Consider the following 25775-nt stretch of genomic DNA (forward strand, 5'->3'; position numbering starts at 1 on the left):
AGGAGATGCCGATGAAAGATGCCGCGCCGCAGCCGATCTACCTGAGGGATTACACGCCCCCCGCCTATCTGGTGGACCGGGTGCATCTGACCTTTCGCCTCGCGCCACACACCACGCGGGTCATCAGCCGCATCGCGTTTCGGCCCAATCCCGCGGCCACATCGCGCGAATTTTTCCTGCATGGCGAGGCACTGCGCCTGATCCGGGCGCGGATCGACGGGGCGGAGATCACCCCGGAATTAACCGCCGAGGGGCTGCGCGCCGATGTGCCCGACGCGCCCTTTACCTTTGAGGCGGAGGTCGAGGTCGATCCGGGCAACAACACCGCGCTTGAGGGGCTCTATATGTCGAACGGCATGTATTGCACGCAATGCGAGGCCGAGGGATTCCGCAAGATCACCTATTACCCCGACCGCCCCGACGTGATGGGCGTGTTTACCGTGCGGATCGAGGGGCCGGAGCCGGTGATGCTGTCCAACGGCAATCCGGTCGCGCAGGGCGCGGGCTGGGCCGAATGGCACGATCCATGGCCGAAACCGGCCTATCTCTTTGCCCTCGTGGCGGGCGATCTCGTGGCGCATTCCGACAGCTTCACCACCCGCTCGGGCCGTCACGTCGATCTCAACATCTGGGTGCGCCCCGGTGACGAGGGCAAATGCGCCTTTGGCATGGAGGCGCTGAAGAAGTCGATGAAATGGGACGAAGAGGTCTATGGGCGCGAATACGACCTTGACCTGTTCAACATCGTCGCGGTGGACGATTTCAACATGGGCGCGATGGAGAACAAGGGACTCAACATCTTCAATTCGTCAGCGGTGCTGGCCAGCCCCGAGACCGCGACAGATGCCAATTTCGAACGTATCGAGGCGATCATCGCGCATGAGTATTTCCACAACTGGACCGGCAACCGGATCACCTGCCGCGACTGGTTCCAGCTCTGCCTCAAGGAGGGGCTGACGGTTTACCGCGACAGCGAATTCACCTCCGACATGCGCTCTTCTCCGGTCAAGCGGATCAGCGACGTGATCGACCTGCGCGCGCGGCAGTTCCGCGAGGATCAGGGGCCGCTGGCGCATCCGGTGCGCCCCGACAGTTTCATAGAAATCAACAACTTCTACACCGCGACGGTTTACGAGAAGGGCGCAGAACTGATCGGCATGCTCAAGCGGCTGGTGGGCGATGCGGCCTACAGGCGGGCGCTTGATCTCTATTTCGACCGGCATGACGGACAGGCCTGCACCATCGAGGACTGGCTGCGGGTTTTCGAGGATGTGACGGGCCGCGATCTGACGCAGTTCAAACGCTGGTACGAGGATGCGGGCACGCCGCGGCTGCGCGTCACGGAGGAGTTCGACGGCGGCACCTACACGCTCCATTTCGAACAGCAGACCCCGCCCACGCCGGGGCAGGAGAAAAAGCGCGCCCGCGTCATTCCGATTGCCCTGGGTCTGCTCGGTCCCAACGGCGACGAGGTGATGGAAACCCGCGTGCTGGAGATGACCGAGGCGCGGCAGAGCTTTTCCTTCGATGGGCTGGCTGCACGTCCCGTGCCCTCGATCCTGCGGAATTTTTCCGCGCCGGTGATCCTGCAACGCGAGACGACGAACGCCGAGCGCGCCTTTCTGTTGGCGCATGACACCGACCCGTTCAACAAGTGGGAGGCCGGGCGCGCGCTGGCCCGTGACGGGCTCATCGCCATGATCCGCGAGGGAGCCGGGCCGGACCCCACCTATCTCGACGCCGTGCAGCGCATGGCGCGCGACGAAGGCCTTGATCCGGCGTTCCGTGCGCTGGCCCTTGGCCTGCCCGGCGAGGACGATCTGGCGCAGACGCTGTTCGAGGTGGGCCATACCCCGGACCCGCAGGCGATCTGGGAGGCGCTGGAACGGCTGCGCGATGCCCGCGCCGCCACCATGGAGGAGACCGCGCGCGGCCTCTATGCACGCCATCAGGTCACCGCCCACTACCGCCCGGATCCCGATCAGGCGGGCGCGCGGGCGCTGGTCAATGCGGCCCTGGCGATGATCACCCGGCGCGACGGCGGGGCGATGGCACAGGCACAGTATGATGCCGCCGACAACATGACGCAGCAACTGGCGGGCTGGTCCTGTCTGTTGCAGGCAGGCACGGGGGACAGGGCGACAGAGGCCTTCTACGCGCAGTGGAAACACGACCGACTGGTGATCGACAAGTGGTTCAGCCTGCAGATCATCCATGCCGCCCCTGAAGAGACCGCAAGGATCGCCGCGCGCCTCACCAAGCACCCGGATTTCACGCTGCGCAACCCCAACCGGTTCCGCGCCACGCTGGGGGCGCTGGCAATGTCGCCCGCAGGCTTTCACCACGCATCGGGCCGGGGTTACAGGCTATTGGCGGATATGCTGATCCGCCTCGATCCGCTCAATCCGCAGACCACCGCGCGCATGTGCTCTGCGTTCGAGACATGGCGGCGTTACGATGACGTCCGCCAGGGGCTGATCGCCGCCGAACTGGACCGCATCCTCGCCACGCCGGGACTGAGCCGGGACACCACCGAGATGGTCAACCGTATCCGGGGAGCCTGAGCCGGGTTATTGTGTGACCTGCGCGAGTTTCGCCGGCCGCTCGCGCGGGCGCACCGATGACAGCGGCCTGCAATAGACCTGGCGCTGCGTCCAGCGCTGCATGTCGTTGCGTTTTGCGGCGCTGTGCAGCGGGCCCCAGTCGGCGGCAACCCCGCGCATCCCCTCGGAGACCACGCCGTCGCGCGCTACGGTATGAGCCATGATGCGGATCGCGCAGGACAGGTTTTCAGGCCCGTGACGCAGCCCCTCGCCAGTGCCCGCACGACAGTTGTAGCCGCGCGCCGTCGAGGGCTGGATCTGCAACAACCCGTGCCAGCGACCGCCGCCACCGATAGCCCCGGGGTCAAAGGTGCTCTCATGCTTGGCAAGCGCGGACAGGAACCCCACCCAAAAGGCCCGGCGCCGCGCCTCGTTCGCCCGCGGATAGGACGGGCACCACGCGGCGATGTCATCCGGCACGATCCGGGTGAGCGGCGCGCCGTGCGCCTTGAGAGCCGACAGCGCGCTGCGCGTGAGCAGGGCCGCATCGGCGCGATGGTCCCACCTGGTGCGCGGAATATTGCCGTCGCGCAGCGGCACGTCGAGGTCATATCCGGTTGTCCGCACCTCTTGCGCCTGCACGGCGCATGCGAAAAACCCAATGAATGCAAGCGTTGAAATCCTGAACATCCGGCAATTCTGACGTAAATCGCAGACTGCGGCAATGGTTGCCCGCAACGGAAACTTTCCCCGCCGTAACCTGCCGCTTGCCCTCTTTTGGCCCAGATGCGGCGGCAAATTAGGAGGTATCAGATTGCCGGAGACACCATGTCCTTTGACCCGATCGTATCGCCCGAGGAACCACCCCAGGATCCGCGCGCGCGCAAAACCCGCGCGCGGCGGCTGCCGGATCTTCTGGCGCTCTTGCGGCGCAGGCCAGCGATGGATTTCGAGACGCTGATGCAGCGGATTCAGCTTCCGTCGCTGCCGGTGACGGACGAGAACATGGCCTGCACCACCCATCACGATTACGGGCGGCTGCTGGCCCGTCAGGACATGTGGGCGGATCTTGCGCGGCGGATCAACTATTGCGACACAGCCCGGCTGCACACCCCTGCGGGGGAACCCGCGACATTGCTTCTGGCCGGCGGGGCGCGGTCGGATCTGCTGGCTGCCGCACAGGACGCGCTGTTCGACGGGACAGAGCCGGACCCGTCGGGGATTGATGCTCTGGAAGAGATCGCAACCGATTTCCCGGACAACTATGCCTGCGCGCTGGTGGTGGCGCTGGCGCATATCGACATTGGGCTCGCTTGGAGGGCCACCGTGTCGCCGCCTGCGGCCGCCACGCATGAGATACGATTTCTTGATCATTTCAGACGCGCCGAAGAGATTCTGGCCCCGTTCGATCCGGTGGATCTTGACGCCCCGTCCCTGGCGGCGGCGCAATGCGCGCTGCTGGCGGGGCGGCCGCAGCCACGTCAGCGGGTGGCGGAGGATTACGCGAAGCTGATCGACCTCGATCCTGACAGTCCGCGCCACATGCGCGCGTTCGGCGAGGCGCTGTTGCCCGCGCGCTATGGCGATTACGACATGCTGGACAGCGAGGCGCGGCGCACCGCCGCGCATACCGGCGAGATCTGGGGCGCGGGCGGCTACGTCTGGGTCTATCTCGATGCTCTGGCGCGCGATCCCGGGGCGATGACCCGGCTGGATGCCGATCTTTTCGTGGACGGGCTGCGCGACATCGTGGCCTGCAAGCGTGACCAGCATGTGATCAACCAGCTTGCGGCGTTCTGCGGGATCGTGATGGCCGCGCAGAGCGGCAAGGCGCGGCCCCCCGCCCAGGTCGAGGCGACGCGGCAGCGCATCCATGCCTGTCTCGACTGGCTGCTGGAAAACCACCTGCAGGAACTGCATCCGCTGATCTGGTCGCAGACCCTGCTCAGCCCCGGCCTTGGTCCGACCCTGCCGTCGCGCCGCGCGCTGATCGACAAGGGGCGGCAGACGGCGCTGCGCGTCATCGCGCACTGCTTTGCCGAGGATATCGAGGATGGCAACTCCATCGCCTTTTCCAGTTCGGGCATGTATCGTCTGCCCGCGGCCTAGCCTCTGCGCAGGTCGCGCGGCGTGGCCCCGTAATGCCGCCGCAGCGCACGGGTCAGCGCAGCCGGCGAATCGTAGCCGCTGCGCAGCGCCACCTCGGCAATCCCGAGGCGGGTGTTCTCGACCAGCTTGCGCGCCGCAGCCAGACGCAGATGCCGGTAAACCGTGCCGGGCGGCGCGCCCAGCCCCGCGCGGAACCGCCGGTCCAGCGTGCGCGGCTGGCACGACAGCCGCCGCGCCAGATCGCTCAGTTGCAACGGTTTCTCCACATTGTCCCGCATCAGACCAAGCGCCCGGCGCAGCAGCGGATCGCCCACCGCGACCCCCTCGCGCGCGGGCGCGACCGGCGGGTCGCCATGCAGAAACAGTGCCTCGACATCCAGCCGCACCGCCATGCCCAGGTGATCGCTGATCAGCCCCAGCGTGAGATCGAGCGCCGACATCGCCCCGGCGCAGGTCATGCGCGGCCCGTCGCGCAGAACCCGGGCACGCTCTGGCGTGACGGCCAGAAACCGCTCGGTAAAGGTGTCGAGCAGATCCCAGTGCACCGTCGCCCGCCGCCCGTCCAGGAGCCCCGCCGAGGCCAGCAGCCACGGCCCGGTATCCAGCCCCACCGTCACCCCCGCCCGCCGCGCCGCCGCCTGCAAGGCGCGGCGCGTGGCGGCGGTGTCGTGGCCCTCGTGATCATAGCTGGCCACCACGAACAGGTAATCGCAGCCCGCAAGCCCCCCAAGCGCCCCGTGCGGCAACACCTCGATCCCGCTCGACGAGCGCGCTGGCGCGCCGTCCGGTGTGAGAATCTGCCAGTCGAATCCGCGCCGGGGGGCCAGCGTATTGGCGGCGCGCAACGGCTCGACACAATTGGCGAGGCACAGATTCGAGAACCTGTCGAAGAGCAGGATCGCGATGCGCGTGGGCGCGTCGGGTGATTTTGTCCATTCCGGCATGATTATTGTCTGATAGCGCAAAATCATCTGCCACGCCAGCGCGCTAGGCTGATCCCTGCACGCAAGCCGGAGGATGCCATGCCGCTCACCATGAACCGCGAGGTTTTCATCACCTGTGCCGTCACCGGATCGGGGGCCACGCAGGACAAAAGCCCGCATGTCCCCCGCTCGCCCAAACAGATCGCCGAGAGCGCGATTGCGGCGGCCAAGGCAGGTGCTGCGGTGGTGCATTGCCACGTCCGCGACCCCGAAACCGGCGCACCCTCGCGTGACCCGAAACTCTTTCGCGAACTCACCGACCGCATCCGCGACAGCGCCACCGACGTGGTGCTGAACCTGACAGCGGGGATGGGCGGCGACATCACCTTTGGCGGAGTTGAATCACCGCTGCCCCCTGCCCGCGCCGGAACCGACATGGCGGGGGCGACCGAGCGCGTGGCGCATGTGGCGGAATGCCTGCCGGAAATCTGCACGCTCGATTGCGGCACGATGAATTTCGCCGAGGCCGATTACGTGATGACCAACACGCCGGGCATGTTGCAGGCCATGGGCCGGATGATGACCGACCTGGGCGTGAAACCGGAGATCGAGGCATTTGACACCGGCCACCTCTGGTATGCCAGGCAACTGGTCAAGGATGGCATTCTGGAACCCGATGCCTTGGTGCAACTGTGCATGGGCGTGCCATGGGGTGCGCCCGACGATCTGGGCACCTTCATGGCGATGGTCAACAACGTGCCCGAGGGCTGGACCTTTTCCGCCTTCTCGCTGGGCCGCCACCAGATGCCCTATGTCGCGGCCTCGGTGCTGGCGGGCGGGCATGTTCGGGTCGGGCTGGAGGACAACCTGATGCTGGATCGCGGCGTGCTTGCCACCAATGCGCAACTGGTCGAACGGGCGAAAGGCATCATCGAGGGCCTTGGCGCGCGGGTGATCGGCCCCGAAGAGGTGCGCGAGAAACTGCGCCTGACCAAGCGGGCCCCGAAATGAGCCGCGTCGCTGCGATCATCGGCGGGGGCGTGATCGGCGGCGGCTGGGCCGCACGTTTCCTGTTAAATGGCTGGGACGTGCGGGTGTTCGACCCCGACCCCGAAGCGACGCGCAAGATCGGCGAGGTGTTGGCCAACGCACGCCATGCGCTGCCGATGCTTTATGACGTGGCGCTGCCGCCAGAGGGAAAGCTGAGCTTTCATCCCACCATGTCCGAAACCGTCAAGGGCGCGGAGTGGATCCAGGAAAGCGTGCCCGAACGGCTGGAACTGAAACGCAAGGTGTTCCAGACGCTTCAGGAACATTGCGACCCGAGCGCGATCATCGGCTCTTCCACCTCCGGCTTCAAGCCCTCGGAATTGCAGGGCTGTGCGACGCGCCCCGAACAGATCGTGGTGACGCATCCGTTCAACCCGGTCTACCTCCTGCCGCTGATCGAACTGGTGACGACCGAAAAGAACCCGCCCGCCCTCATCGTCCGCGCCAGGGAAACGCTCGCCTCTCTCGGCCAATTCCCCCTGCATGTGCGCCGCGAGATCGACGCCCATATCGCCGACCGCTTTCTCGAGGCAGTATGGCGCGAGGCGCTCTGGCTGATCAGGGATGGCATCGCCACCACCGAGGAAATCGACAACGCCATCCGCTACGGCTTTGGCCTGCGCTGGGGGCAGATGGGCCTGTTCGAGACCTACCGCATCGCGGGCGGCGAGGCGGGCATGCGGCATTTCATCGACCAGTTCGGCCCCTGCCTGCAATGGCCCTGGACGAAACTCATGGACGTGCCGGAACTGACAGATGAACTGGCGCAGATGATCGCCGATCAGTCCGACGCGCAATCGGGGCATCTGACGATCCGGCAACTGGAACGCAAGCGTGACAACAACCTCATCGCCATGATTCGCGCCCTGCGCCAGCAGGGCAACGCGGCGGGACGGCTGATCAATGACCATCAGGCGACACTTCTCGTCCCGCTTGCCGACGGTCCGCCCATCGTCAGCGTCCGCCGCGTGATCCCGAGTGACTGGACCGATTACAACGGACACATGAACGAGGGGCGTTACGGCCAGATCTTCAGCGATGCGGCGGATGCGGTCATGGCCCATGTGGGAGCGGATGCCGATTACATCGCGGGCGGGCTGAGCTATTTCACCGTCGAGAACACGATCCGGTTTCTCGCCGAGGCGCACGCCGGCGAGCGCGTGCGCGTCGAAACCCGCGTGACCCAGGGCGAAGGCAAGAAACTGCGCTGCTATCACGAGATGAAACGCGAAAGCGACGGCGAAGTGTTGGCGACCTCGGACCAGTTCATGCTGCATGTCGATCTGAAAACCCGCCGCTCCTGCGATCCGCGCGCCGATGTCATGGCGCGGATCGAGACGCTGGCAAAACTGCACAAGGACGCATGAGATGCATTTCGGGCTGACCGACGAACAGGAAATGATCGTCTCGACCGTACGCAGCTTTGTCGAGAACGAGATCTATCCGCACGAGACCAAGGTAGAGCGCACCGGCGAAGTGCCGCACGACGTGGCGCAGGCGATCCGGCAAAAAACCATCGACCTAGGCTTTTACGCCTGCAACTTTCCCGAAGCGGTGGGCGGCGCGGGCCTCTCTCATCTCGAATTCGCCCTTGTAGAGCGCGAACTGGGGCGTGGCTCCATGGCGCTCACGCATTTCTTTGGCCGACCGCAGAACATCCTGATGGCCTGCACCGGCGAACAGGTCGAACGCTACCTGCTGCCTGCGGTGCGCGGCGAGCGGATGGATGCGCTGGCGATGACCGAACCGGGCGCCGGATCGGATGTGCGCGGCATGAAATGCAGCGCACGCCGCGAGGGCGGCGATTGGGTTCTGAACGGCACCAAGCATTTCATCTCGGGCGCCGATCACGCCGATTTCGTCATCGTCTTTGCCGCCACCGGCGAGGATCAGACGCCACACGGACCCAAGAAACGCATCACCACATTCCTCGTGGATCGCGGCACGCCGGGCTTTACCATCCGCCACGGCTATAACTCGGTCAGCCATCGCGGCTATAAAAACATGGTGCTGGAATTCGACGACTGCCGCCTGCCCGACGCACAGGTGCTGGGCGAGGTGGACGGCGGATTCGCGGTGATGAACGAATGGCTGTATGCCACGCGGATCACCGTGGCCACCATGTCGGTGGGCCGTGCGCGCCGCTGTTTCGATCACGCACTCGGCTATGCCGCCGAACGCGAACAGTTCGGACAGGTGATCGGCAAATTCCAGGGCGTCAGCTTTCAACTCGCCGACATGATCACCGAGATCGACGCGGCCGATCTGCTGACTCTCAACGCCGCCTGGCGGCTGGATCAGGGCCTGCCCGCCAACCGCGAGATCGCCAGCGCCAAGCTATACGCCAGCGAGATGCTGGCCCGCGTCACCGATGCGACGCTGCAAATCCACGGCGGCATGGGACTGATGGACGATCTGCCGATCGAGAGGTTCTGGCGCGACGCGCGGGTCGAGCGCATCTGGGACGGCACATCGGAGATCCAGCGCCACATCATCAGCCGCGAGATGCTGCGGCCATTGGGGGCGTGATGACAGCCCAAGCGGCACGCTGCCGGACGGACAGATTGGGGGCGCCGCCCCCAAACCCCCGAGGCATTTTTCGCCAGATGAAACAGATGCGCCCCCCGCCCTTGTCGAACGGGGGGCTTCACCTGGCGCGGTCATCGGCTCCTCAGCCTGTACCGCAGCGCCACGCTGCCGCAAATTGGTTAACCAACCGTTTCATCTGGCCGGAAATACCTCGGGGTGAATGGCCCGCAGGGCCAGAGGGGCAGCGCCCCTCTCTTGCCCGGTCGCAGCGGCGCGGTGCGCGGCCATGACGTCCGACCTTTCGCGTCTGCTGCGCCCCGCTTCCATCGCCGTGATCGGCGGCGGGGCATGGTGCGCCAATGTGGTCGACCAGTGCCGCCGGATCGGCTTTGCCGGGCCGGTCTGGCCGGTTCATCCCGCGAAGGCAGAGATCGGCGGCACCCGCGCCTATCCATCGCTCGATGCCCTGCCCGGCGTGCCCGATGCAGTCTTTGTCGGGGTCAACCGCGAGACCACCATCGACACCATCGCGAGGCTGCGAAATATGGGCGCGGGCGGCGCCGTATGCTTTGCCGCGGGCTTTCTCGAGGCCGAGGCGGAACTGGGCGATGGTGCCGCGATGCAGGCGCGGCTTCTGGATGCCGCGGGCGACATGCCGATCATCGGCCCCAATTGCTATGGCTTCATCAACTATCTCGACGGCGCGCTGCTCTGGCCGGATCAGCATGGCGGCGCGCGCTGCGACAGCGGTGTCGCGATCCTGACGCAAAGCTCGAACATCGCCATCAATCTCAGCATGCAGGCGCGCGGCCTGCCGATTGCCTATCTCATGACGGCCGGAAATCAGGCGCAGCTGGGGCTGGCCGATCTGGGTCGTGCGCTGTTGGCTGACAGCCGAGTTACCGCCCTGGGCCTGCATATCGAAGGCGTGGGCGATCTGCGCGGGTTCGAGGCGCTGGCCGGCGAGGCGCAGGCGCGGGGCAAGCCCATCGTCGCGCTCAAATCCGGGCGCTCGGAGCAGGCGCGCGCCGCGACGCAGTCGCACACCGCCTCGCTGGCGGGCAGCGGGGCGGGGGCGGCGGCGCTGCTGTCGCGGCTGGGCATGGCGCAGGTGACATCGCTGCCGCAACTGCTGGAGACGCTGAAACTGTTGCATTACGCGGGACCGCTGCCGGGCAATGCCGTCGCCTCGATCTCCTGTTCGGGCGGCGAGGCTAGCCTGATGGCCGACACCGCCCTTGATCACGACATCACCTTGCCGATCCTCACCGCCGAGCAATCCAATGCCCTGCGTGCGGCGCTCGGTCCCAAGGTGGCGCTGGCCAATCCCTTGGATTACCACACCTTCATCTGGGGCGACGTGCCCGCCATGACCGCCACCTTTGCCGCCGCGCTGGACGGGCCTGCCGATATCGGTGTGCTGATCGCCGATTTCCCCCGGCCCGACCGCTGCGATCCGGCGGCCTGGGACTGTATCCTTACGGCGGGCGCCGAGGCGCGGCGCCGGGTGGGCAAGCCGCTGGCGCTCGTCGCCACCCTGCCCGACTGTCTGCCGGAGGATGTTGCCGCGCGGGCCGTCGCGGGCGGGCTGATCCCTCTGGCCGGGCTTGATGACGGGCTGGCCGCCATCGCCCGCGCCGCATGGCTGGGACGTCATCGAGCGCCGGTTGCCCCGCTGCTCTTGCCCGGCGCACCACGAAACCCGCGCACCCTGCGCGAGGCTGAGGCCAAGGCCGCGCTTGCGGCCCATGGGGTGCGCATTCCGCGGTCCCGTCGCGCGAAGACTCCTGCGGATCTGACGGCTGCGCTGGCCGGGTTTTCCTTGCCGCTGGTCATCAAGGCCGAGGGTCTGGCGCACAAGTCGGACGCGGGCGGCGTGGTCTTTGCCCGCGATGCCGCGGGGCTGTCTGCCGCGCAGGAGGCCGCGTTGGCCATGCCCTGTACAAGCTGGCTGATCGAGGAGATGATCGTCGATGCGGTGGCAGAGGTGCTGGTCGGCGTGGTGCGCGATCCCGCGCATGGCTTTGTGCTGACACTCGGCGCGGGGGGCATACTGACGGAAATCCTGCGTGATACGGTCTCGTTGCTGCTGCCCGCCACCGGGGATGATGTGACCGAAGCACTGGACCGCCTGCGTCTCGCGCCGCTGCTTGCGGGATACCGGGGCAAACCCCCGGCGAACCGTGACGCAATCCTGCGCGCGGTCATGGCCGTGCAGTCCTATGTCACGGCCATGACCGCGACCGTAGAAGAGGTCGAGATCAACCCGCTGCTCTGCACCGCCTCTGATGCGGTCGCGGTGGATGCGCTTATCACCAAGGGAGAGGACCAATGACCGATACCCCCATCAGAACGGAACGCCGTGGCACCGTGCTCGAAGTGACGCTCGACCGCCCCAAGGCCAACGCCATCGACGCCGCCACCAGCCGGATCATGGGCGAGGTGTTCCGCGATTTTCGCGACGATCCCGACCTGCGGGTGGCGATCCTGACCGGCGCGGGCGAGAAGTTCTTTTGCCCCGGCTGGGATCTGAAGGCGGCGGCAGGGGGCGAGGCCCCCGACAGCGATTACGGCGTGGGCGGTTTTGGCGGGTTGCAGGAACTGCGCGGTCTGAACAAGCCGGTGATCGCCGCCATAAACGGCATCGCCTGCGGGGGCGGGCTGGAGCTGGCACTTTCGGCCGATATCATCCTTGCCGCCGATCACGCCACATTCGCCCTGCCCGAGATCCGCTCCGGCACCGTGGCCGATGCCGCCAGCATCAAGCTGCCCAAGCGCATCCCCTATCACATCGCCATGGAACTGCTGATGACCGGGCGCTGGTTCGATGCCGATGAGGCCGCGCGCTGGGGGCTGGTCAACCGCATCTACCCCGCCGTGCGGCTGATGGACGAGGCGCGCGCCATGGCGGATCAGCTCGCCTCTGGCCCGCCGCTGGTTTATGCGGCGATCAAGGAGGTCGTGCGCGAGGCCGAGGCCATGCGTTTCCAGGATGCGCTGAACCGGATCACCCGGCGGCAGTTCGAGACGGTGGATATCCTCTATGCCTCGGAGGATCAGCAGGAGGGCGCGCGCGCCTTTGCAGAAAAGCGCGACCCGGTCTGGAAGGGGAAATAGCTGCGCCGCGCGCACTCGATCAGGCGAAAATCTGCGCCGCGTGCTCGCGCATGTAGATCCGCAGCCAGGGGGTGTAGCGCGCCGGATCGGCGCGAATGGCGGCGTTGAGCGCATCGAGGCTGATCCAGCGCGTGTCCATCACCTCTTCGGCGTCGGGGTCGAGGGCGATGCGTTCGGGCAGCCGTGCCATGAACATGTCGACCACCTCGTGTTCGGTCAGTCCGCCACCGACATCGGCGCGGTATTCCACGCGGTCGCGGTGGGTAAGCGTGAGGTCGCCGATGCCAAGTTCTTCCCGCAATCGGCGTTGCGCGCAGGCCAGCGGCTCCTCGCCCCAATGCGGGTGCGTGCAGCAGGTGTTCGCCCATAGCCCCGGCGTGTGATATTTGCCCAGCGCGCGGCGCTGGATCAGAAGATCCTCGCCCGCCATCACAAAGACCGACACCGCCATGTGCCGCAGCCCGCGCTGATGCGCCTCAAGCTTGTCGAGGGCGATCAGACTGCCGTCAACCCATGTCGGGATGAGCGCGCTCATATCCGGGTCGCGGGCACCAGCCGCGTCAGATGCGCGAGGTTTTTCAACCCGATCCTGAGATGCGCCATCGGTCGCGCCCTGACCAGTTTCTTGTTCATGTAGGCCTCGAATGTCAGCCGCTGCACGTCGATGTCATGGCACAGAGAGACAAAGCGCTCGCGCCGCTCGTCCGATCTATAATAGGCATTCTGCATCGAGGCCAGCACCCGGAACACGGTTTTATGCTCGCGCATGAAAAGCTGCCGCGCCAGCTTCAGATCGCGCGCGCGCCCCGTTGCCAGACAGGCGCTTGCGGCGGCGGCGGCGACGCGGCCACCCACCATGGCATAATAGATTCCCTCGCCGGACGACGGCGCCACCACGCCTGCCGCGTCGCCCGCCAGCACCACGTCGCGGCCATTGTCCCAGCGGTCGAGTGGTTTGAGAGGTATCGGCGCGCCTTCGCGGCGCAGGGTGGCACAATCGCTCAGGCCCGAGGCGGCGCGCAGATCGGCGGTCGCCTGTTTGAGATCCACGCCGCGCATCATCGAACCCATGCCGACGCTGGCGGATTTGCCGTGCGGGAACACCCAGCCGTAGAAATCGGGCGAGATAGCCCCGTCATAGATCACGTCACAGCGCGCCGGGTCATAGCTGCCGGCGGCGGCAGGCGCCTCGATGATTTCGTGATAGGCGATGACATAGGGTATCCTGTCAGCCCCCGGCACCTCGTCGCGCGCCACGGTCGAGCGCGCACCATCGGCCCCGATAATGAGGCGCGTGTCCAGACGCCGCTCCTCACCGCTGGCCTTGTCGCGATAGAGGACGGCCGGGGTCGCATCACTGCGGTCGATCCGCAAATAGGTGCCGGTGACGCGCGTGGCCCCGGCCCCGGCTGCGCGGGCGCGCAGGAATTCGTCGAAATCCTTGCGGTCCACCATCCCGACAAAGCCGTTCTCGATGGGAATATCCACATGCCGTCCGGTGGGCGAGATCATTCGCGCCGTGGTGATCCTGGCCACAAGCTGATCGTCTGGCAGATCGAAATCGGCGATCAGGCGCGGCGGGATCGCGCCGCCGCAGGGTTTGATCCGTCCGGCCCGGTCCAGGAGCGCCACGCTGTGCCCCGAACGCGCCAGATCCTCGGCCGCCGTGGCCCCGGACGGCCCGCCGCCAATGACAACGACATCAAACATGATCATTCCCCCGCAACCAGCGCCGCGCCCCGGTCGCGGCCGTGATCAATCACCCGGAGCGCCAGCAGCGCCGCGAGCACGAACAGCGCGGCCTCAAAGGCAAAGACCGCGCCGAATGCCTGCGCGTCACTACTCAGGGCCGCGCGCATCGCGTCCACCGAGGCCGCACCCAACAGCCCGCCGAACCCCGCCGCAATCGCCTGCGCCGCACCCCAGAGACCCATGCGCGTGCCTTCACGCGAATCGCGACCCTGCCCCGCAAGCGCCATCATCGCTCCGATTGCGGCCACGGCGAACATGCCGTTGAAAACCCCGAGCGCGACGACAGCCGGGACGAGGGCCGCCGCCGCGCCCGAGGCCCCAAGCAGCGTGATCGCTGCGAGAGACAAGGCCGAACCAAGACAACCCGTCACCACCCAATGCCGGAGCGAGCCGATGCGCAGCCCCGTGGCGGCAATGCCGACCGTCAGCATCCCCAGAAAGACGCCACCATTCTGCGCGCCGCTCAGTTGGGTGGACTGCCCCGGAGTGAAACCGAAAACGAGGCCGGCATAGGGTTCGAGGATCAGTTCCTGCATGAAATAGGCGGTCATCGACAGAAAGACGAAGATGGTGAAATTCCGCGCCTCGGGTTCCGCCCAGATTTCCGCCAGCCCCTCACGAAAGCGCATCGGTCTGTCGGCGGTCGCGGGCTGTGCGCCCACCTGACACTCGATACCCCAGATTGCCAGCGTGGTCAGGACCACCGCGCCAAAGGTGACAATGCCCACGATCCGCAACAAGAGCGCAGGGGTATAGGGATCCAGAAACGCGCCCACTGTGGTTGCGGTCACGGCAATGCCCGCGATCATCATCAGCCAGGTGATCGTCGCAGCGGCGGCGCGGTGGCGCGGTGCGGTGGCCGTGGCCAGCAGCGCCAGAAGAGAGGTGCCGGAGGCCCCCACGCCCAGCCCGATCAACGCATAGGCGGCGATCGACAGCGCCAGACCGGCGGCAAGGCGATCCTCCATCACCACGACGCCCAGAGCCGCCAGATATCCGCCCGCCGCCAGCACCGCCATGCCGCCGATGATCCAGCGTGTGCGATGCCCGCTTGTGTCCGACAAAAAGCCCCAGTTGGGCCGGGTGAGCTGAACCCCGTAATGCAGCGCCACCAGCAGGCCCGGCAGCACGGCGGGCAATGCCAGTTCGACCACCATCAGCCGGTTGAGCGTCGACGTGGTCAGCACCACGATGGCGCCCAGGCACATCTGCACCAGACCCATGCGAACGATCTGCATCCAGTTGAGGTTCATCCGCTGCCTCCGGTCATGCGCAATGCAAAGGCGGCAACCATCATGCCGCTCACGTAGAACAGAACGCCCGTGCCGTTATACCAGGGCGCGCGGCCTTTGGGATCCGAAAGAAGGATCCGCATGGCCCAGAATTGCCCGATCAGCAGCGCGCCAATCGCCAGCGCGTGCCACGGGCGGTCCCACCCCAGCAAGAGGGCGATCACCGCCAGTTGCGGCAGGGTCATCACCCAGCAGGCGACACGCGCCGCGCGTTCCGGCCCGAGTGTGACCGGCAGGGAATTGACACCGGTCTGCCGGTCTCCCTCCAACGCCTTGAAATCGTTAAGTGTCATGATGCCATGTGCGCCCAGCGCATAGAGCGACGCCACGATGATCACCGGCCAGGACGGCGCCCCCGCCGCCAGCACCGCAGCCCCGGTGAACCACGGCAGACCCTCATAACACAATCCCACCAGGCCCGGCCCCCAGATGCCGGAGCGTTTCAGCCGCACCGGCTCTGCCGAATAGGCCCAGGCGGCCAGCACGCCGAACACCGTCGCCCCGAAACCCCATGGCCCCAGCAATGCGCCGATCCCAAGCGCCAGTGCCGACATGACGAGAGCCACCCACAACCCCCACCGCCCCGGCACGCGGCCCGATGGGATCGGGCGGTGTGGTTCGTTGATGGCATCCACATGACGGTCGCACCAGTCATTCGCGGCCTGACTCATGCCGCAGACGACCGGACCAGCCAGCACCATCCCGAGGACCACCATGCCCCAGTTGCTCCAGGGGGAAACGCCCGAGGACACCACACCGCAGAGATAGGCCCAGATGGGCGGGAACCATGTGATCGGCTTGACCAGGATCAGCAGGGCCCGAGGCTCTGGCAGGCGGTGCGGGAAATGTAATGATTTAGAGACATCCATAATGTCAATTAAACTATACAATTCCATTTCAGGGAAGCGGATTCTCCGGCTTCGCCCTGCGGATTGGCACTCAGTCTTCGTCCTGAGCGTTCAAAAGCCCGTATTTGCGCAGTTTCACATAGAGACTCTGACGCGACAGGCCCAGCATCTCGGCGGCGGCGACGCGATTGTTGTTGGTCAGCCGCACGGCGGTCTCGATGCACATCTTCTCGACCACATCCGATGTGGCCGAAACCAGTTCCTTGAGCGAGGCGGTGCCGACCAGATCCATGACATTGCGCATCGCCTCGTCACTGACCGCAGCCCCGCTGTCCTGAACGAGCGGCGCATCGCGCGGCGTCACGTCGCGGATGATCAACCCCACACCAAGATCCGCGTTGCGCCCGCGCAGGCTGGTCGCCGAGATATCGACCGAGGCGCGCGTGCCCACCACGCTCTGAAACTGCGCCGAATAGCTGCGCATCCGGCCCTTCTTGCGGGTATTGTCGAGTATGAGCTTGAGATCAACGCTGCCGCGCGAGAGGAAATCCGCCATAGAGCGGCCCTGCACATCGCGCAGTTGCGCGGCGTCCGAGAGGATCAGAAATCCCTCGTTGGCATCGCGGATCACACCGTTGCCATCGGTCAGGACGATCGCATCGCTCGACGCCTCGAACAGCGCCGAGAGCGATTGCGCCGATTCGGGCCGCGCGGCATCTTCGTCCTCGATCAGCGCCAGACGGCACAGCATCAGCACCTCGCCGGAAGCACGAAAGAAATTCGGGCTCAGGCTGACCACGCGCCCGTTGCGCCGGGCCACGGCCTCGAACCCGGTCACATCGTCCGACGATGCCGCCGCTTTGAGCTGTTCGATAAAGTTACCCCTGCGCTGACCCTCGAAGACCTGGGCAAAGCTGCTGCCGGTCAGCACGTCGCGCTTTGACCCCAGCAGCAGGGCAGCGGCGGAATTGATGTCACGGATCCGGCCCGCTTCCGGCTCGACCAGCACCAGCGGGGTCTCGGAGGCCTCGAGCACCACGCGATAACAGGTCTCGATCCCGCGATATTTCTCGACCTCGCGCTCGCGCGCCACCTGTTCGCGCACCAGCCGCTGCTGTATCTCAGCCAACGGCTGCATGTCGCGCCCCAGAAGCAAGAGACCGTCGCTGCCGGCCTCGCGGTGCAACGTGTAGCGCACGGGGAATTCCCAGTTTGCATTGTCGCTGTGGTTCAGCTCGATCGGACCCGGCACGCTGTCGGGGTCGGCGCGCATCAGCGCGATGCGCTGGGCGAACTTCTCACGACTCTCGACGTTCAGGAAGCTTTCGAACTCGCGCCCGATCCAGTGATCCAGACGGCCCAGAGAGGGCGAATCCGGGCTGACCGATATCGCAGTAACCACGAGGGAATTGTCAATGAAAACGGCAATATCAAATGCCTGCTCTATCAGGCGATCAACGCTTGAAGGTTCGGGCATGTTGCCCGGCAGGGGTATTCTGGACGTTCTGGTCTCTTTCGTCACGCATTTACCCCAACTGCAAGGCTACTCAGGATAGCGTCTACGGTCCCGAATCTATTGACAGCGGCTCTGCGACGGATGCCAAACCGCATCTTTCAATCGCCTCACGTGCTGTCCTGACCGCGAAATCGGCACCGATCCGCTTTTCCACATCCCTTGACTTAGTAACGATATGCCCGCCTACAACTATTGGCGGGCGATTTTGCCCCTTGGCGCGCAGACAATCTATCAGTTCGGTCAGGGGTTCAAGCATTTTGATGCTTCCGCTGGTGATGCCCACCATGGCAAACCGCCCCGATCCCACAAGATGCTGCAGTTCCTCGGTCTCAAGACCGATCGCCATATGCACCCAGAGTCCGTGCCGGCGAAACTGATCGGCGACCACGAACGCCCCGATGGAATGATCCTCGAACATGGGCACGACCATCAGGACCGACTGTCCCAGCGGAATGCTGCGCTCCAGCCAGTTGCGATTTGCCGTGGCGTTGCGGTTACGGAACAATGCCTGCAGACGGGAAGCACCGATCGTCACATCCACGAAACTCGCCTTGTCCTGCACCCACATCTCGCCTAGGAAACGCGCGGCCTCGGGCACATATCGGTCGTAGATATCCTCGGACGGGATACCGTTGGCTATCATGGCCGCAATCAGGTTCTTGTAGGCCGTATCGGATTCGTCCGTCAGCACGGCACAGAGGCGCGCCACCCATTCATCATGCGTGCGGGGATTTTCCCCACCGTGTTTTTCAAGGGCGACCTTGCGCAGCGCGGATTCCACGAGAAACCGAATTCCCTCTTTCTGAGGCGGAGCCTTGTCAGAGCCGATACGTTTGACGCCACCCATGCGATGCCCTCCCAGACACTTCTGCGGCTCTGCGGTCCTCATCACATCTCGCGAGCGCGATGTGCGCGCAGAAAACAGATACAAGCGTTTCTCTGCTTTGTTGGAAATTAGTCTGTTCCCGGGAAAATCAAATGTCAAATTATCCTGACACACCAGGTCAGAAACACCTCATGCCGCTGAAAATCATTCGGAAAATATCGGACGAAAGCCGCTCACCTGCTCGGAAATCGCCCATTTGGGCCCGCCAGCGCGCGAATCTCCGGCCTGTCCAGATGTCGAGACATGACTTGTGTCGCATTGTGTAAATTATAATTGACACTTTTGCCCCACAAGCCGTAGCATCAAGGTGCCAGATGTCTGAAAGGTGAGGAACAGAGATGGCCCGGCAAGCCCAGGTTCAACGCGGCAAAAGGGCGCTTTACACGGTCGAACAGCGCATCCGGCGTGATACCTCGGCCTGGACGCTGGTGCAGGGCGTTCTCGCACCGCTGCAATTTCTGGTCTTCCTGATCTCGCTCGCGCTGGTGCTGCGCTATCTCATGACCGGCGAGGGCTATGTCATCGCAACCTGGTCTATCGTGCTCAAGACCGGGATTCTCTATCTCATCATGGTCACCGGGGCGATCTGGGAAAAGGTCGTGTTCGGGCAATACCTTTTCGCGCCCGCCTTCTTCTGGGAAGACGTTTTCAGCTTTGGTGTCATTGCCTTGCACACGGCCTATCTGCTGGCGCTCTGGTCGGGGACGTTCGGCCCTGGGGGGCTGATGGGCCTCGCTCTGGCGGCCTATGCGGCCTATGCGATCAACGCGGCGCAATTCCTGTGGAAGCTGCGCGTGGCGCGCCTTCAGGCGGGAGAAGCGGCATGAGTTTCGATACACCCCCGGCCGCCGGCTGCCGCGATGCACCGATCCTCAAGCAGCGCGGCCAGCATGAAGTGTTCTGCGGCCTGACCGGAATCATCTGGCTGCACCGCAAGATGCAGGATGCGTTCTTTCTCGTCGTGGGCAGTCGAACCTGTGCCCATCTGCTGCAATCGGCGGCAGGCGTGATGATCTTTGCCGAGCCGCGATTCGGCACGGTGATTCTCGAAGAGACGGATCTTGCGGGCCTTGCCGACGCGCAGGACGAGCTTGAGCGCGAGGTCGCCCGCCTGCTGACGCGCCGCCCCGACATCCGGCAGCTATTCCTCGTCGGCTCTTGCCCGTCAGAGGTGATCAAGCTCGACCTTGCCCGCGCCGCCGAGCGCCTGACCCTGACACACAGCCCCCATGTGCGGGTGCTGAATTATTCGGGTTCCGGCATCGAAACGACCTTTACCCAGGGCGAGGATGCCTGTCTCGCGTCGATGGTGCCTACCCTTCCGGAAACGGATGCACGCCAGCTCATGCTGGTCGGCGCGCTGCCCGATGTGGTCGAGGATCAGGCGCTCGAACTGCTGGCGCAAATGGGGATCGAAGCGGTCTGCGTGCTGCCCACCAGACGCCGCGACGATCCGCTCAGCGTGGGGCCAAACACCGTCTTCGCCCTGACCCAGCCTTTTCTTGGCGATACGCTGACCGCGCTTGAACGGCGTGGCGCGCGCCATCTCCCGGCCCCGTTTCCGTTCGGCGAGCAGGGCACCACCGCCTGGCTGCGCGCGGTTGCCGATGAATTCGGCGTTGACGACGCCACGTTCGAACGAGTCACCGCCGCCCCGCGCACCCGCGCCGCGCGCGCCGTGACACAGGCTGCCGAAACGCTGGCCGGAAAGTCAGTATTCTTTTTTCCCGACAGCCAGCTAGAGATTCCGCTGGCCCGGTTCCTGACGCGCGAATGCGGCATGACCGCGATCGAGGTCGGCGCGCCCTTCATCCACAAATCCATCGTCGGCCCCGATCTCGAACTGCTGGAGACCGGCCCGCAACTGGCCGAGGGGCAGGATGTCGATTGCCAGCTCGACCGCTGCCGCGCCGCGCGGCCCGACCTGACGGTTTGCGGCCTCGGCCTTGCCAACCCGCTCGAAGCCGAGGGGCTGGCAACCAAATGGGCGATCGAACTGGTGTTCACGCCGGTGCATTTCTACGAACAGGCGGGCGATCTGGCCGGGCTCTTCTCGCGCCCGCTGCGCCGCCGCGCGGCCCTGCGGCTGGAGGCGGCGGAATGAAGCTGACGCTCTGGACATATGAGGGACCGCCGCATGTCGGGGCAATGCGGGTCGCCACCGCGATGAAGGGGCTGCATTACGTGCTGCACGCGCCGCAGGGCGACACCTATGCCGACCTTCTCTTTACCATGATCGAGCGACGCAATCATCGCCCGCCGGTCACCTACACCACCTTTCAGGCCCGCGATCTGGGGGCCGATACGGCCAACCTGTTCAAGACCGCCTGCCAGAACGCCTATGACCGTTTCCGTCCCGAGGCGATGATCGTCGGCGCCTCCTGTACCGCCGAACTCATCCAGGACGATCCCGGCGGCATGGCCGAAACCATGGGCCTGCCGGTGCCGGTCATCGCGCTGGAACTGCCCAGCTATCAGCGCAAGGAAAACTTCGGCGCGGACGAGACGCTTTTCCGGATCATCCGCGCGCTCGCGCGACCGGCTGACAGAACCGCGCAGATCACCTGCAACCTGATCGGCGCCACCGGCCTTGGCTTTCGCCACCGCGACGACATGACCGAATTGACCGGGCTCCTGTCGGACATGGGCATCTCGGTCAATGTCACTGCGCCCTATGGGGCCACGCCGTCGGACATCAAACGCCTCGGGGCGGCGCACTTCAACGTGCTGATGTATCCCGAAACCGGCGAGGCCGCCTGCCGCTGGATGGAGCGCGAGCTGGGCCTGCCCTTTACCCGCACCGTGCCGATCGGCGTCGGTGCAACCCGTGACTTCCTGACCGAGATCAGCGTCCTGACCGGCCTGCCGGTCAGGCTGGACGAAAGCCGCCTGCGCCTGCCGTGGTATTCGGCGAGCGTGGACAGCACCTATCTGACCGGCAAGCGCGTGTTCCTGTTCGGTGACGGCACCCATGTCGCCGCCGCCGCCCGCATTGCCCGCGACGAGATGGGGTTCGAGGTGGTGGGCCTGGGCTGCTACAACCGCGAAATGGCGCGGCCCATCCGGGCGCTAGCCATGGAGTATGGTGTCGAGCCACTCATTACCGACGATTATCTCGAGGTCGAGGCAACCATCGAGGCGCTCGCCCCCGAAATGATCCTTGGCACCCAGATGGAGCGGATGATCGGCAAGCGCCTCGGCATCCCCTGCGCCGTCATTTCCGCGCCCGTACATGTCCAGGATTTCCCGGCCCGCTACAGCCCGCAGATGGGGATCGAGGGCGCCAATGTCATCTTCGACACCTGGGTTCATCCGCTGGTGATGGGGCTCGAGGAGCATCTGCTGCACATGTTCCGCGACGATTTCGAATTCCACGACGCGGCCGGGGCCAGCCACCATGGCGGCGCGCATGTGGCCAATGAGGCAGGGGGGCCAGCCCCCCAGCCTGCGGCTTCCCCCCGGGGTATTTCCGCCAAAGAGAATGCACAGGCAGGGGCAGAGGTGATCTGGCTGGCGGATGCCGAGCGCGAGCTGCGCAAGATTCCGTTCTTCGTACGCGGCAAGGCACGGCGCAACACCGAGATCTTCGCGACGCGGAAGGGCCTCAGAGAAATCGGCATCGACACGCTCTACGAGGCAAAGGCGCATTATGCGAGATGATGTGATCCCCATGGCCGAGGCCACCTACCGCGTCGTGATCCTGACGCTGGATGCGCATGCCGCCGGGGCCTGTGCGCGGGTCGCTGAACGGATGAGAGGCGATTTTCCCGGCCTCACACTCGGGGTGCATGCGGCGGCCGAATGGGGCGGGAATGCCGATGCCCTCGCGGCGGCGCGCGCCGATATCGCGCGGGGCGACCTGATCCTGGTCAGCCTGCTGTTTCTGGAGGATCACATCAGGGCGATCCTGCCCGATCTTCAGACGCGGCGCGATGCCTGCGATGCGATGATCGGCATCATCGCGGATGCGCAGATCGTCCGGCTGACGCGCATGGGCACGCTGGACATGACTGCCCCCGAAAGCGGCATGCGCAAGCTGATGAAGCGGCTGCGCGGTTCCGACAAGCCCTCGGCCGAATCGGGCGAGAAGAAAATGCGCATGCTGCGTCGGCTGCCGCGCATCCTGAAATTCATTCCCGGCAAGGCGCAGGATCTGCGGGCGTGGTTTCTGATCATGCAATACTGGCTGGGCACCTCGGATGACAATATCGAGGCGATGCTGCGGTTTCTCATGTCGCGCTACGGGCGGCGGGTGGAATGGCGCAACCTGCGCGCACCCGCCCCGCAGGAATATCCCGAGGTGGGTCTCTACCATCCCGATATGGCCGGGCGGATCACCACCGATCCCACAAGCCTGCCCGCACCTGCGGGGGCGACGGGTACGGTCGGGATCCTGTTGATGCGCAGCTATGTCCTGTCGGGCGATCACGCGCATTATGACGCGGTGATCCGCGCCTTCGAGGCGCGCGGATTGCGGGTGATCCCGGCCTTTGCCTCGGGTCTCGACGGGCGGCCCGCGGTCGAGCGGTATTTCATGGGCCAGGTCGATGCGCTGGTGTCGCTTACCGGGTTCAGCCTGGTGGGTGGTCCGGCCTATAATGACAGCGATGCGGCGGTGGGTCTGCTCAGCCGTCTGGATGTGCCCTATGTGGCGGCGCATCCGCTGGAGTTTCAGACGCTGGCGCAATGGGCCGGGTCGGCGCAGGGCCTCGGGCCGATCGAGACGACGATGCTGGTGGCCTTGCCGGAACTCGACGGCGCGACCAACCCCACGGTATTCGCCGGGCGGCATGGCGACGTGGCCTGCGAGGGCTGTGCCCAACGCTGCACCGGCGGCGCGGAAGGGGTCAAGGCGATGGCCCCCTGCCCCGAGCGGATCGAGATGCTGGCCGCGCGCGTGGCGCGGCGTGCGCATCTGCGGCGGCAGGAGGTGGCCCAGCGCCGCGTCGGCATCGTGCTTTTCGGGTTTCCGCCCAATGCGGGTGCGGCGGGCACGGCGGCCTATCTCGATGTGTTCCGGTCGCTGCACAACACGCTTCAGGCAATGGCGGCGCGCGGTTACGATCTGACGCCGCCCGCGACGGTCGAGGATCTGCGCGCCAGCGTGCTTGAGGGCAATGCCCGGCAATACGGGCAGGAGGCCAATATCGCCGCCCATGTCAGCGCCGATCAGATCGTCGGCGACACGCCGTGGCTGAGGGAAATCGAAGCGCAGTGGGGGGCGGCCCCCGGCAGGGTTCAATCGGATGGGCGCGGCGTGTTCATACTTGGCGCGCAGTTCGGCAAGGTCTTTGTCGGGCTGCAACCGGCCTTTGGTTACGAGGGCGATCCGATGCGGCTGCTGTTCGAGCGCGGCTTTGCGCCCACGCATGCATTCGCGCAGTTCTATCTGTGGCTGAGGAACACGTTTCGCGCCGATGTGCTGTTGCATTTCGGCATGCATGGCGCGCTGGAATTCATGCCCGGCAAACAGGCGGGACCGGGGGCAGGCTGCTGGCCGGACCGGTTGATCGGCGACATGCCCAATGTCTATCTCTACGCCGCCAACAACCCGTCAGAGGCGAGCCTTGCCAAGCGGCGATCGGGCGCCGTGACGGTTACGCATCTCACGCCGCCGCTGGCTGTATCAGGGCTCTACAAGGGATTGGCGGAGCTCAAGGACAGCCTCACCCGCTGGCGCGAAATGGCCGCCGATGCGCCCGAGCGCGCCGATGTCGAAGCGCTGATCGCAGAGCAGGCCACTGCGGTCGACATGGACGGATCGGATGCGGGCGCGCTCTGGCTCAGGCTGCTGGAGACCGAACAGGCGCTCATTCCCGAGGGGCTGCATGTGTTGGGCCGCCCGATGAGCGACGCGGCGCGCGCCGATTATCTGGCGATCATGGACGGGGCCGATGCGGCCACCCGCGCACGGGTCGATACGCTCTTGCAGGTCGATCACGAGACGCCCGCGCTGCTGGCGGCGCTCGATGGCCGCTATACCGCACCGGTGCCGGGGGGCGATCTGATCCGCGCGCCCGATATCCTGCCGACCGGGCGCAATATCCATGCATTCGACCCGTTCCGCATGCCCACGGAATTTGCCTGCCGCGACGGCGCGCGCCAGGCGCAGAGGTTGCTCGATGTTCACAAGAGCCTGCCGCGGTCGGTGGCGCTGGTGCTCTGGGGGTCGGACAACATCAAGTCCGACGGCGCGCCGATGGCGCAGGCGCTGGCGCTGATCGGAGCAAAGCCGCGGTTTGACGCCTTTGGGCGGCTCTGCGGCGCCGATCTCATTCCGCTCGAAGATCTGGGGCGTCCGCGAATCGACGTGATGATGACGCTCTCGGGAATTTTCCGCGACCTGCTGCCCCTGCAGACCCGGATGCTGGCCGAGGCAGCACTCAATGCCGCCGGGGCGGACGAGCCGGAAGAGATGAATTTCATCCGCGCCCACGCGCGCGCGCAGATGGCCAGCACGGGCTGCGATATGGAAACGGCGGCACTGCGGGTGTTTTCCAATGCCGAGGGGGCCTATGGCTCGAACGTCAATCAACTGGTGGACGCCTCCGCCTTTGAGGACGAGGACGAATTGGCCGACACCTATCAGGCGCGCAAGGGCTTTGCCTATGGCGTGAACGGCAGGGCACAGGCGCAGGGCACATTGCTGCAGGCGGCGCTGGAGCGGGTCGAGGTGGCCTATCAGAACCTTGAATCGGTCGAACTGGGCGTGACCACGGTGGACCATTATTTCGACACGCTGGGCGGGATTTCCCGCGCCGTGCGCCGGGCGCGCGGCGGGCAGGAGGCGGCGATCTACATCTCCGACACCACGCGCGGCACGGGCACCGTGCGCACGCTGGCCGATCAGGTGGCGCTGGAAACCCGCGCCCGCTCGCTCAACCCGAAATTCCATGAGGGGCTGTTGCGCCACGGGGCCGAAGGGGTGCGCCAGATCGAGGCCCATGTGACCAACACGATGGGCTGGTCGGCGACCACCGGACAGGTGGAGCCGTGGATCTATCAGCGGATTTCCGAAACCTTCGTTCTGGACGAGGTGATGCGCAAGCGGCTGAGCGATCTCAACCCGGTGGCCTCGTCACGGATGGCGAACCGCCTGCTTGAGGCGCATGACCGCGCCTATTGGCAAACCGATGCCGCAACCCTCGCGGCGCTGCAATCGGCGGCGGCGTCGATGGAGGACCGGATGGAAGGGGTGGCGGCTGAATGA

19 protein-coding genes are annotated in these 25775 nt (G+C 65.6%); 11 read left to right on the forward strand and 8 right to left on the reverse strand.

Translation table 11 applies throughout. The annotated features are described in order from the left end of the window. The first annotated feature begins 11 nt into the window (after positions 1 to 11). A complete protein-coding gene (pepN, locus tag BSG08_RS12965; RefSeq protein WP_093037616.1) occupies positions 12 to 2564 on the forward strand; it encodes an aminopeptidase N in 2553 nt (850 codons plus the stop codon). A gap of 6 nt (positions 2565 to 2570) precedes the next feature. Here the strand turns inward: pepN and BSG08_RS12970 are convergent, their stop codons facing one another. After that, complete coding sequence (locus BSG08_RS12970) at positions 2571 to 3233, reverse strand: transglycosylase SLT domain-containing protein (RefSeq protein WP_093037618.1); 663 nt, start codon at positions 3231 to 3233, stop codon at positions 2571 to 2573. A 138-nt stretch (positions 3234 to 3371) separates the two neighbouring features. Between BSG08_RS12970 and BSG08_RS12975 the strand changes: the two genes are divergently transcribed. Then, complete coding sequence (locus BSG08_RS12975; RefSeq protein ID WP_093037620.1) at positions 3372 to 4652, forward strand: hypothetical protein; 1281 nt, start codon at positions 3372 to 3374, stop codon at positions 4650 to 4652. Here BSG08_RS12975 and BSG08_RS12980 read toward each other — a convergent pair. Then, positions 4649 to 5596, reverse strand: a complete 948-nt coding sequence (locus tag BSG08_RS12980; protein ID WP_093037883.1) for a GlxA family transcriptional regulator — start codon at positions 5594 to 5596, stop codon at positions 4649 to 4651. The genes BSG08_RS12975 and BSG08_RS12980 overlap by 4 nt on opposite strands. 78 nt (positions 5597 to 5674) lie before the next feature. On the opposite strand from BSG08_RS12980, the gene bcoG reads away from it, so the two are divergent. The 5 genes from bcoG to BSG08_RS13005 all read left to right on the forward strand — a co-directional run bounded on the left by bcoG (position 5675) and on the right by BSG08_RS13005 (position 12271). Continuing rightward, the gene (gene bcoG / locus BSG08_RS12985; RefSeq protein ID WP_093037622.1) at positions 5675 to 6586 is read left to right on the forward strand and encodes a 3-dehydrocarnitine:acetyl-CoA trimethylamine transferase BcoG; all 912 of its coding nucleotides are present in this window, start codon (positions 5675 to 5677) and stop codon (positions 6584 to 6586) included. Further along, positions 6583 to 7992 carry a carnitine 3-dehydrogenase gene (locus BSG08_RS12990; protein ID WP_093037624.1) on the forward strand — a complete coding sequence of 470 codons (1410 nt, stop codon included), beginning with the start codon at positions 6583 to 6585 and terminating at the stop codon, positions 7990 to 7992. Before bcoG ends, BSG08_RS12990 begins: the two co-directional genes overlap by 4 nt. A gap of 1 nt (position 7993) precedes the next feature. Further along, positions 7994 to 9154, forward strand: a complete 1161-nt coding sequence (locus BSG08_RS12995) for an acyl-CoA dehydrogenase family protein (protein ID WP_093037626.1) — start codon at positions 7994 to 7996, stop codon at positions 9152 to 9154. A 286-nt stretch (positions 9155 to 9440) separates the two neighbouring features. Continuing rightward, complete coding sequence (locus BSG08_RS13000; RefSeq protein ID WP_093037628.1) at positions 9441 to 11489, forward strand: acetate--CoA ligase family protein; 2049 nt, start codon at positions 9441 to 9443, stop codon at positions 11487 to 11489. Next, positions 11486 to 12271 carry a carnitinyl-CoA dehydratase gene (locus tag BSG08_RS13005; RefSeq protein WP_093037631.1) on the forward strand — a complete coding sequence of 262 codons (786 nt, stop codon included), beginning with the start codon at positions 11486 to 11488 and terminating at the stop codon, positions 12269 to 12271. The genes BSG08_RS13000 and BSG08_RS13005 overlap by 4 nt, the downstream gene beginning before the upstream one ends. A 19-nt stretch (positions 12272 to 12290) precedes the next feature. Here the strand turns inward: BSG08_RS13005 and idi are convergent, their stop codons facing one another. From idi to BSG08_RS13035, 6 genes are all read right to left on the reverse strand, one after another. Further along, a complete protein-coding gene (gene idi, locus BSG08_RS13010) occupies positions 12291 to 12806 on the reverse strand; it encodes an isopentenyl-diphosphate Delta-isomerase (RefSeq protein WP_093037634.1) in 516 nt (171 codons plus the stop codon). Further along, complete coding sequence (locus tag BSG08_RS13015) at positions 12803 to 13981, reverse strand: geranylgeranyl diphosphate reductase (protein WP_093037637.1); 1179 nt, start codon at positions 13979 to 13981, stop codon at positions 12803 to 12805. Before BSG08_RS13015 ends, idi begins: the two co-directional genes overlap by 4 nt. 2 nt (positions 13982 to 13983) lie before the next feature. Then, positions 13984 to 15276 (reverse strand): BCD family MFS transporter, encoded by a 1293-nt coding sequence (locus tag BSG08_RS13020; RefSeq protein ID WP_093037640.1) that lies wholly within the window; start codon positions 15274 to 15276, stop codon positions 13984 to 13986. Beyond that, on the reverse strand, positions 15273 to 16184 hold the full coding sequence (chlG, locus tag BSG08_RS13025; protein WP_093037643.1) for a chlorophyll synthase ChlG: 912 nt from the start codon (positions 16182 to 16184) through the stop codon (positions 15273 to 15275). The genes BSG08_RS13020 and chlG overlap by 4 nt, the downstream gene beginning before the upstream one ends. 70 nt (positions 16185 to 16254) lie before the next feature. Next, complete coding sequence (gene ppsR / locus BSG08_RS13030) at positions 16255 to 17640, reverse strand: transcriptional regulator PpsR (protein WP_093037644.1); 1386 nt, start codon at positions 17638 to 17640, stop codon at positions 16255 to 16257. Positions 17641 to 17722: 82 nt separating this feature from the next. Next, a complete protein-coding gene (locus BSG08_RS13035) occupies positions 17723 to 18526 on the reverse strand; it encodes a cobalamin B12-binding domain-containing protein (protein WP_175544784.1) in 804 nt (267 codons plus the stop codon). 377 nt (positions 18527 to 18903) lie between these two features. On the opposite strand from BSG08_RS13035, the gene bchF reads away from it, so the two are divergent. The 4 genes from bchF to BSG08_RS13055 are packed head-to-tail and all read left to right on the forward strand — an operon-like array spanning position 18904 to position 25775. Beyond that, on the forward strand, positions 18904 to 19392 hold the full coding sequence (bchF, locus tag BSG08_RS13040; RefSeq protein ID WP_093037647.1) for a 2-vinyl bacteriochlorophyllide hydratase: 489 nt from the start codon (positions 18904 to 18906) through the stop codon (positions 19390 to 19392). Beyond that, positions 19389 to 20669, forward strand: coding sequence for a ferredoxin:protochlorophyllide reductase (ATP-dependent) subunit N (locus BSG08_RS13045; protein ID WP_093037651.1), 1281 nt, complete (start codon positions 19389 to 19391; stop codon positions 20667 to 20669). Before bchF ends, BSG08_RS13045 begins: the two co-directional genes overlap by 4 nt. Continuing rightward, complete coding sequence (gene bchB / locus BSG08_RS13050; protein ID WP_093037654.1) at positions 20666 to 22225, forward strand: ferredoxin:protochlorophyllide reductase (ATP-dependent) subunit B; 1560 nt, start codon at positions 20666 to 20668, stop codon at positions 22223 to 22225. Before BSG08_RS13045 ends, bchB begins: the two co-directional genes overlap by 4 nt. Continuing rightward, complete coding sequence (locus BSG08_RS13055) at positions 22215 to 25775, forward strand: magnesium chelatase subunit H (RefSeq protein WP_093037657.1); 3561 nt, start codon at positions 22215 to 22217, stop codon at positions 25773 to 25775. The genes bchB and BSG08_RS13055 overlap by 11 nt, the downstream gene beginning before the upstream one ends.

Source organism: Roseovarius azorensis (assembly GCF_900109455.1).
GTDB classification, from domain to species: Bacteria; Pseudomonadota; Alphaproteobacteria; order Rhodobacterales; family Rhodobacteraceae; genus Roseovarius; species Roseovarius azorensis.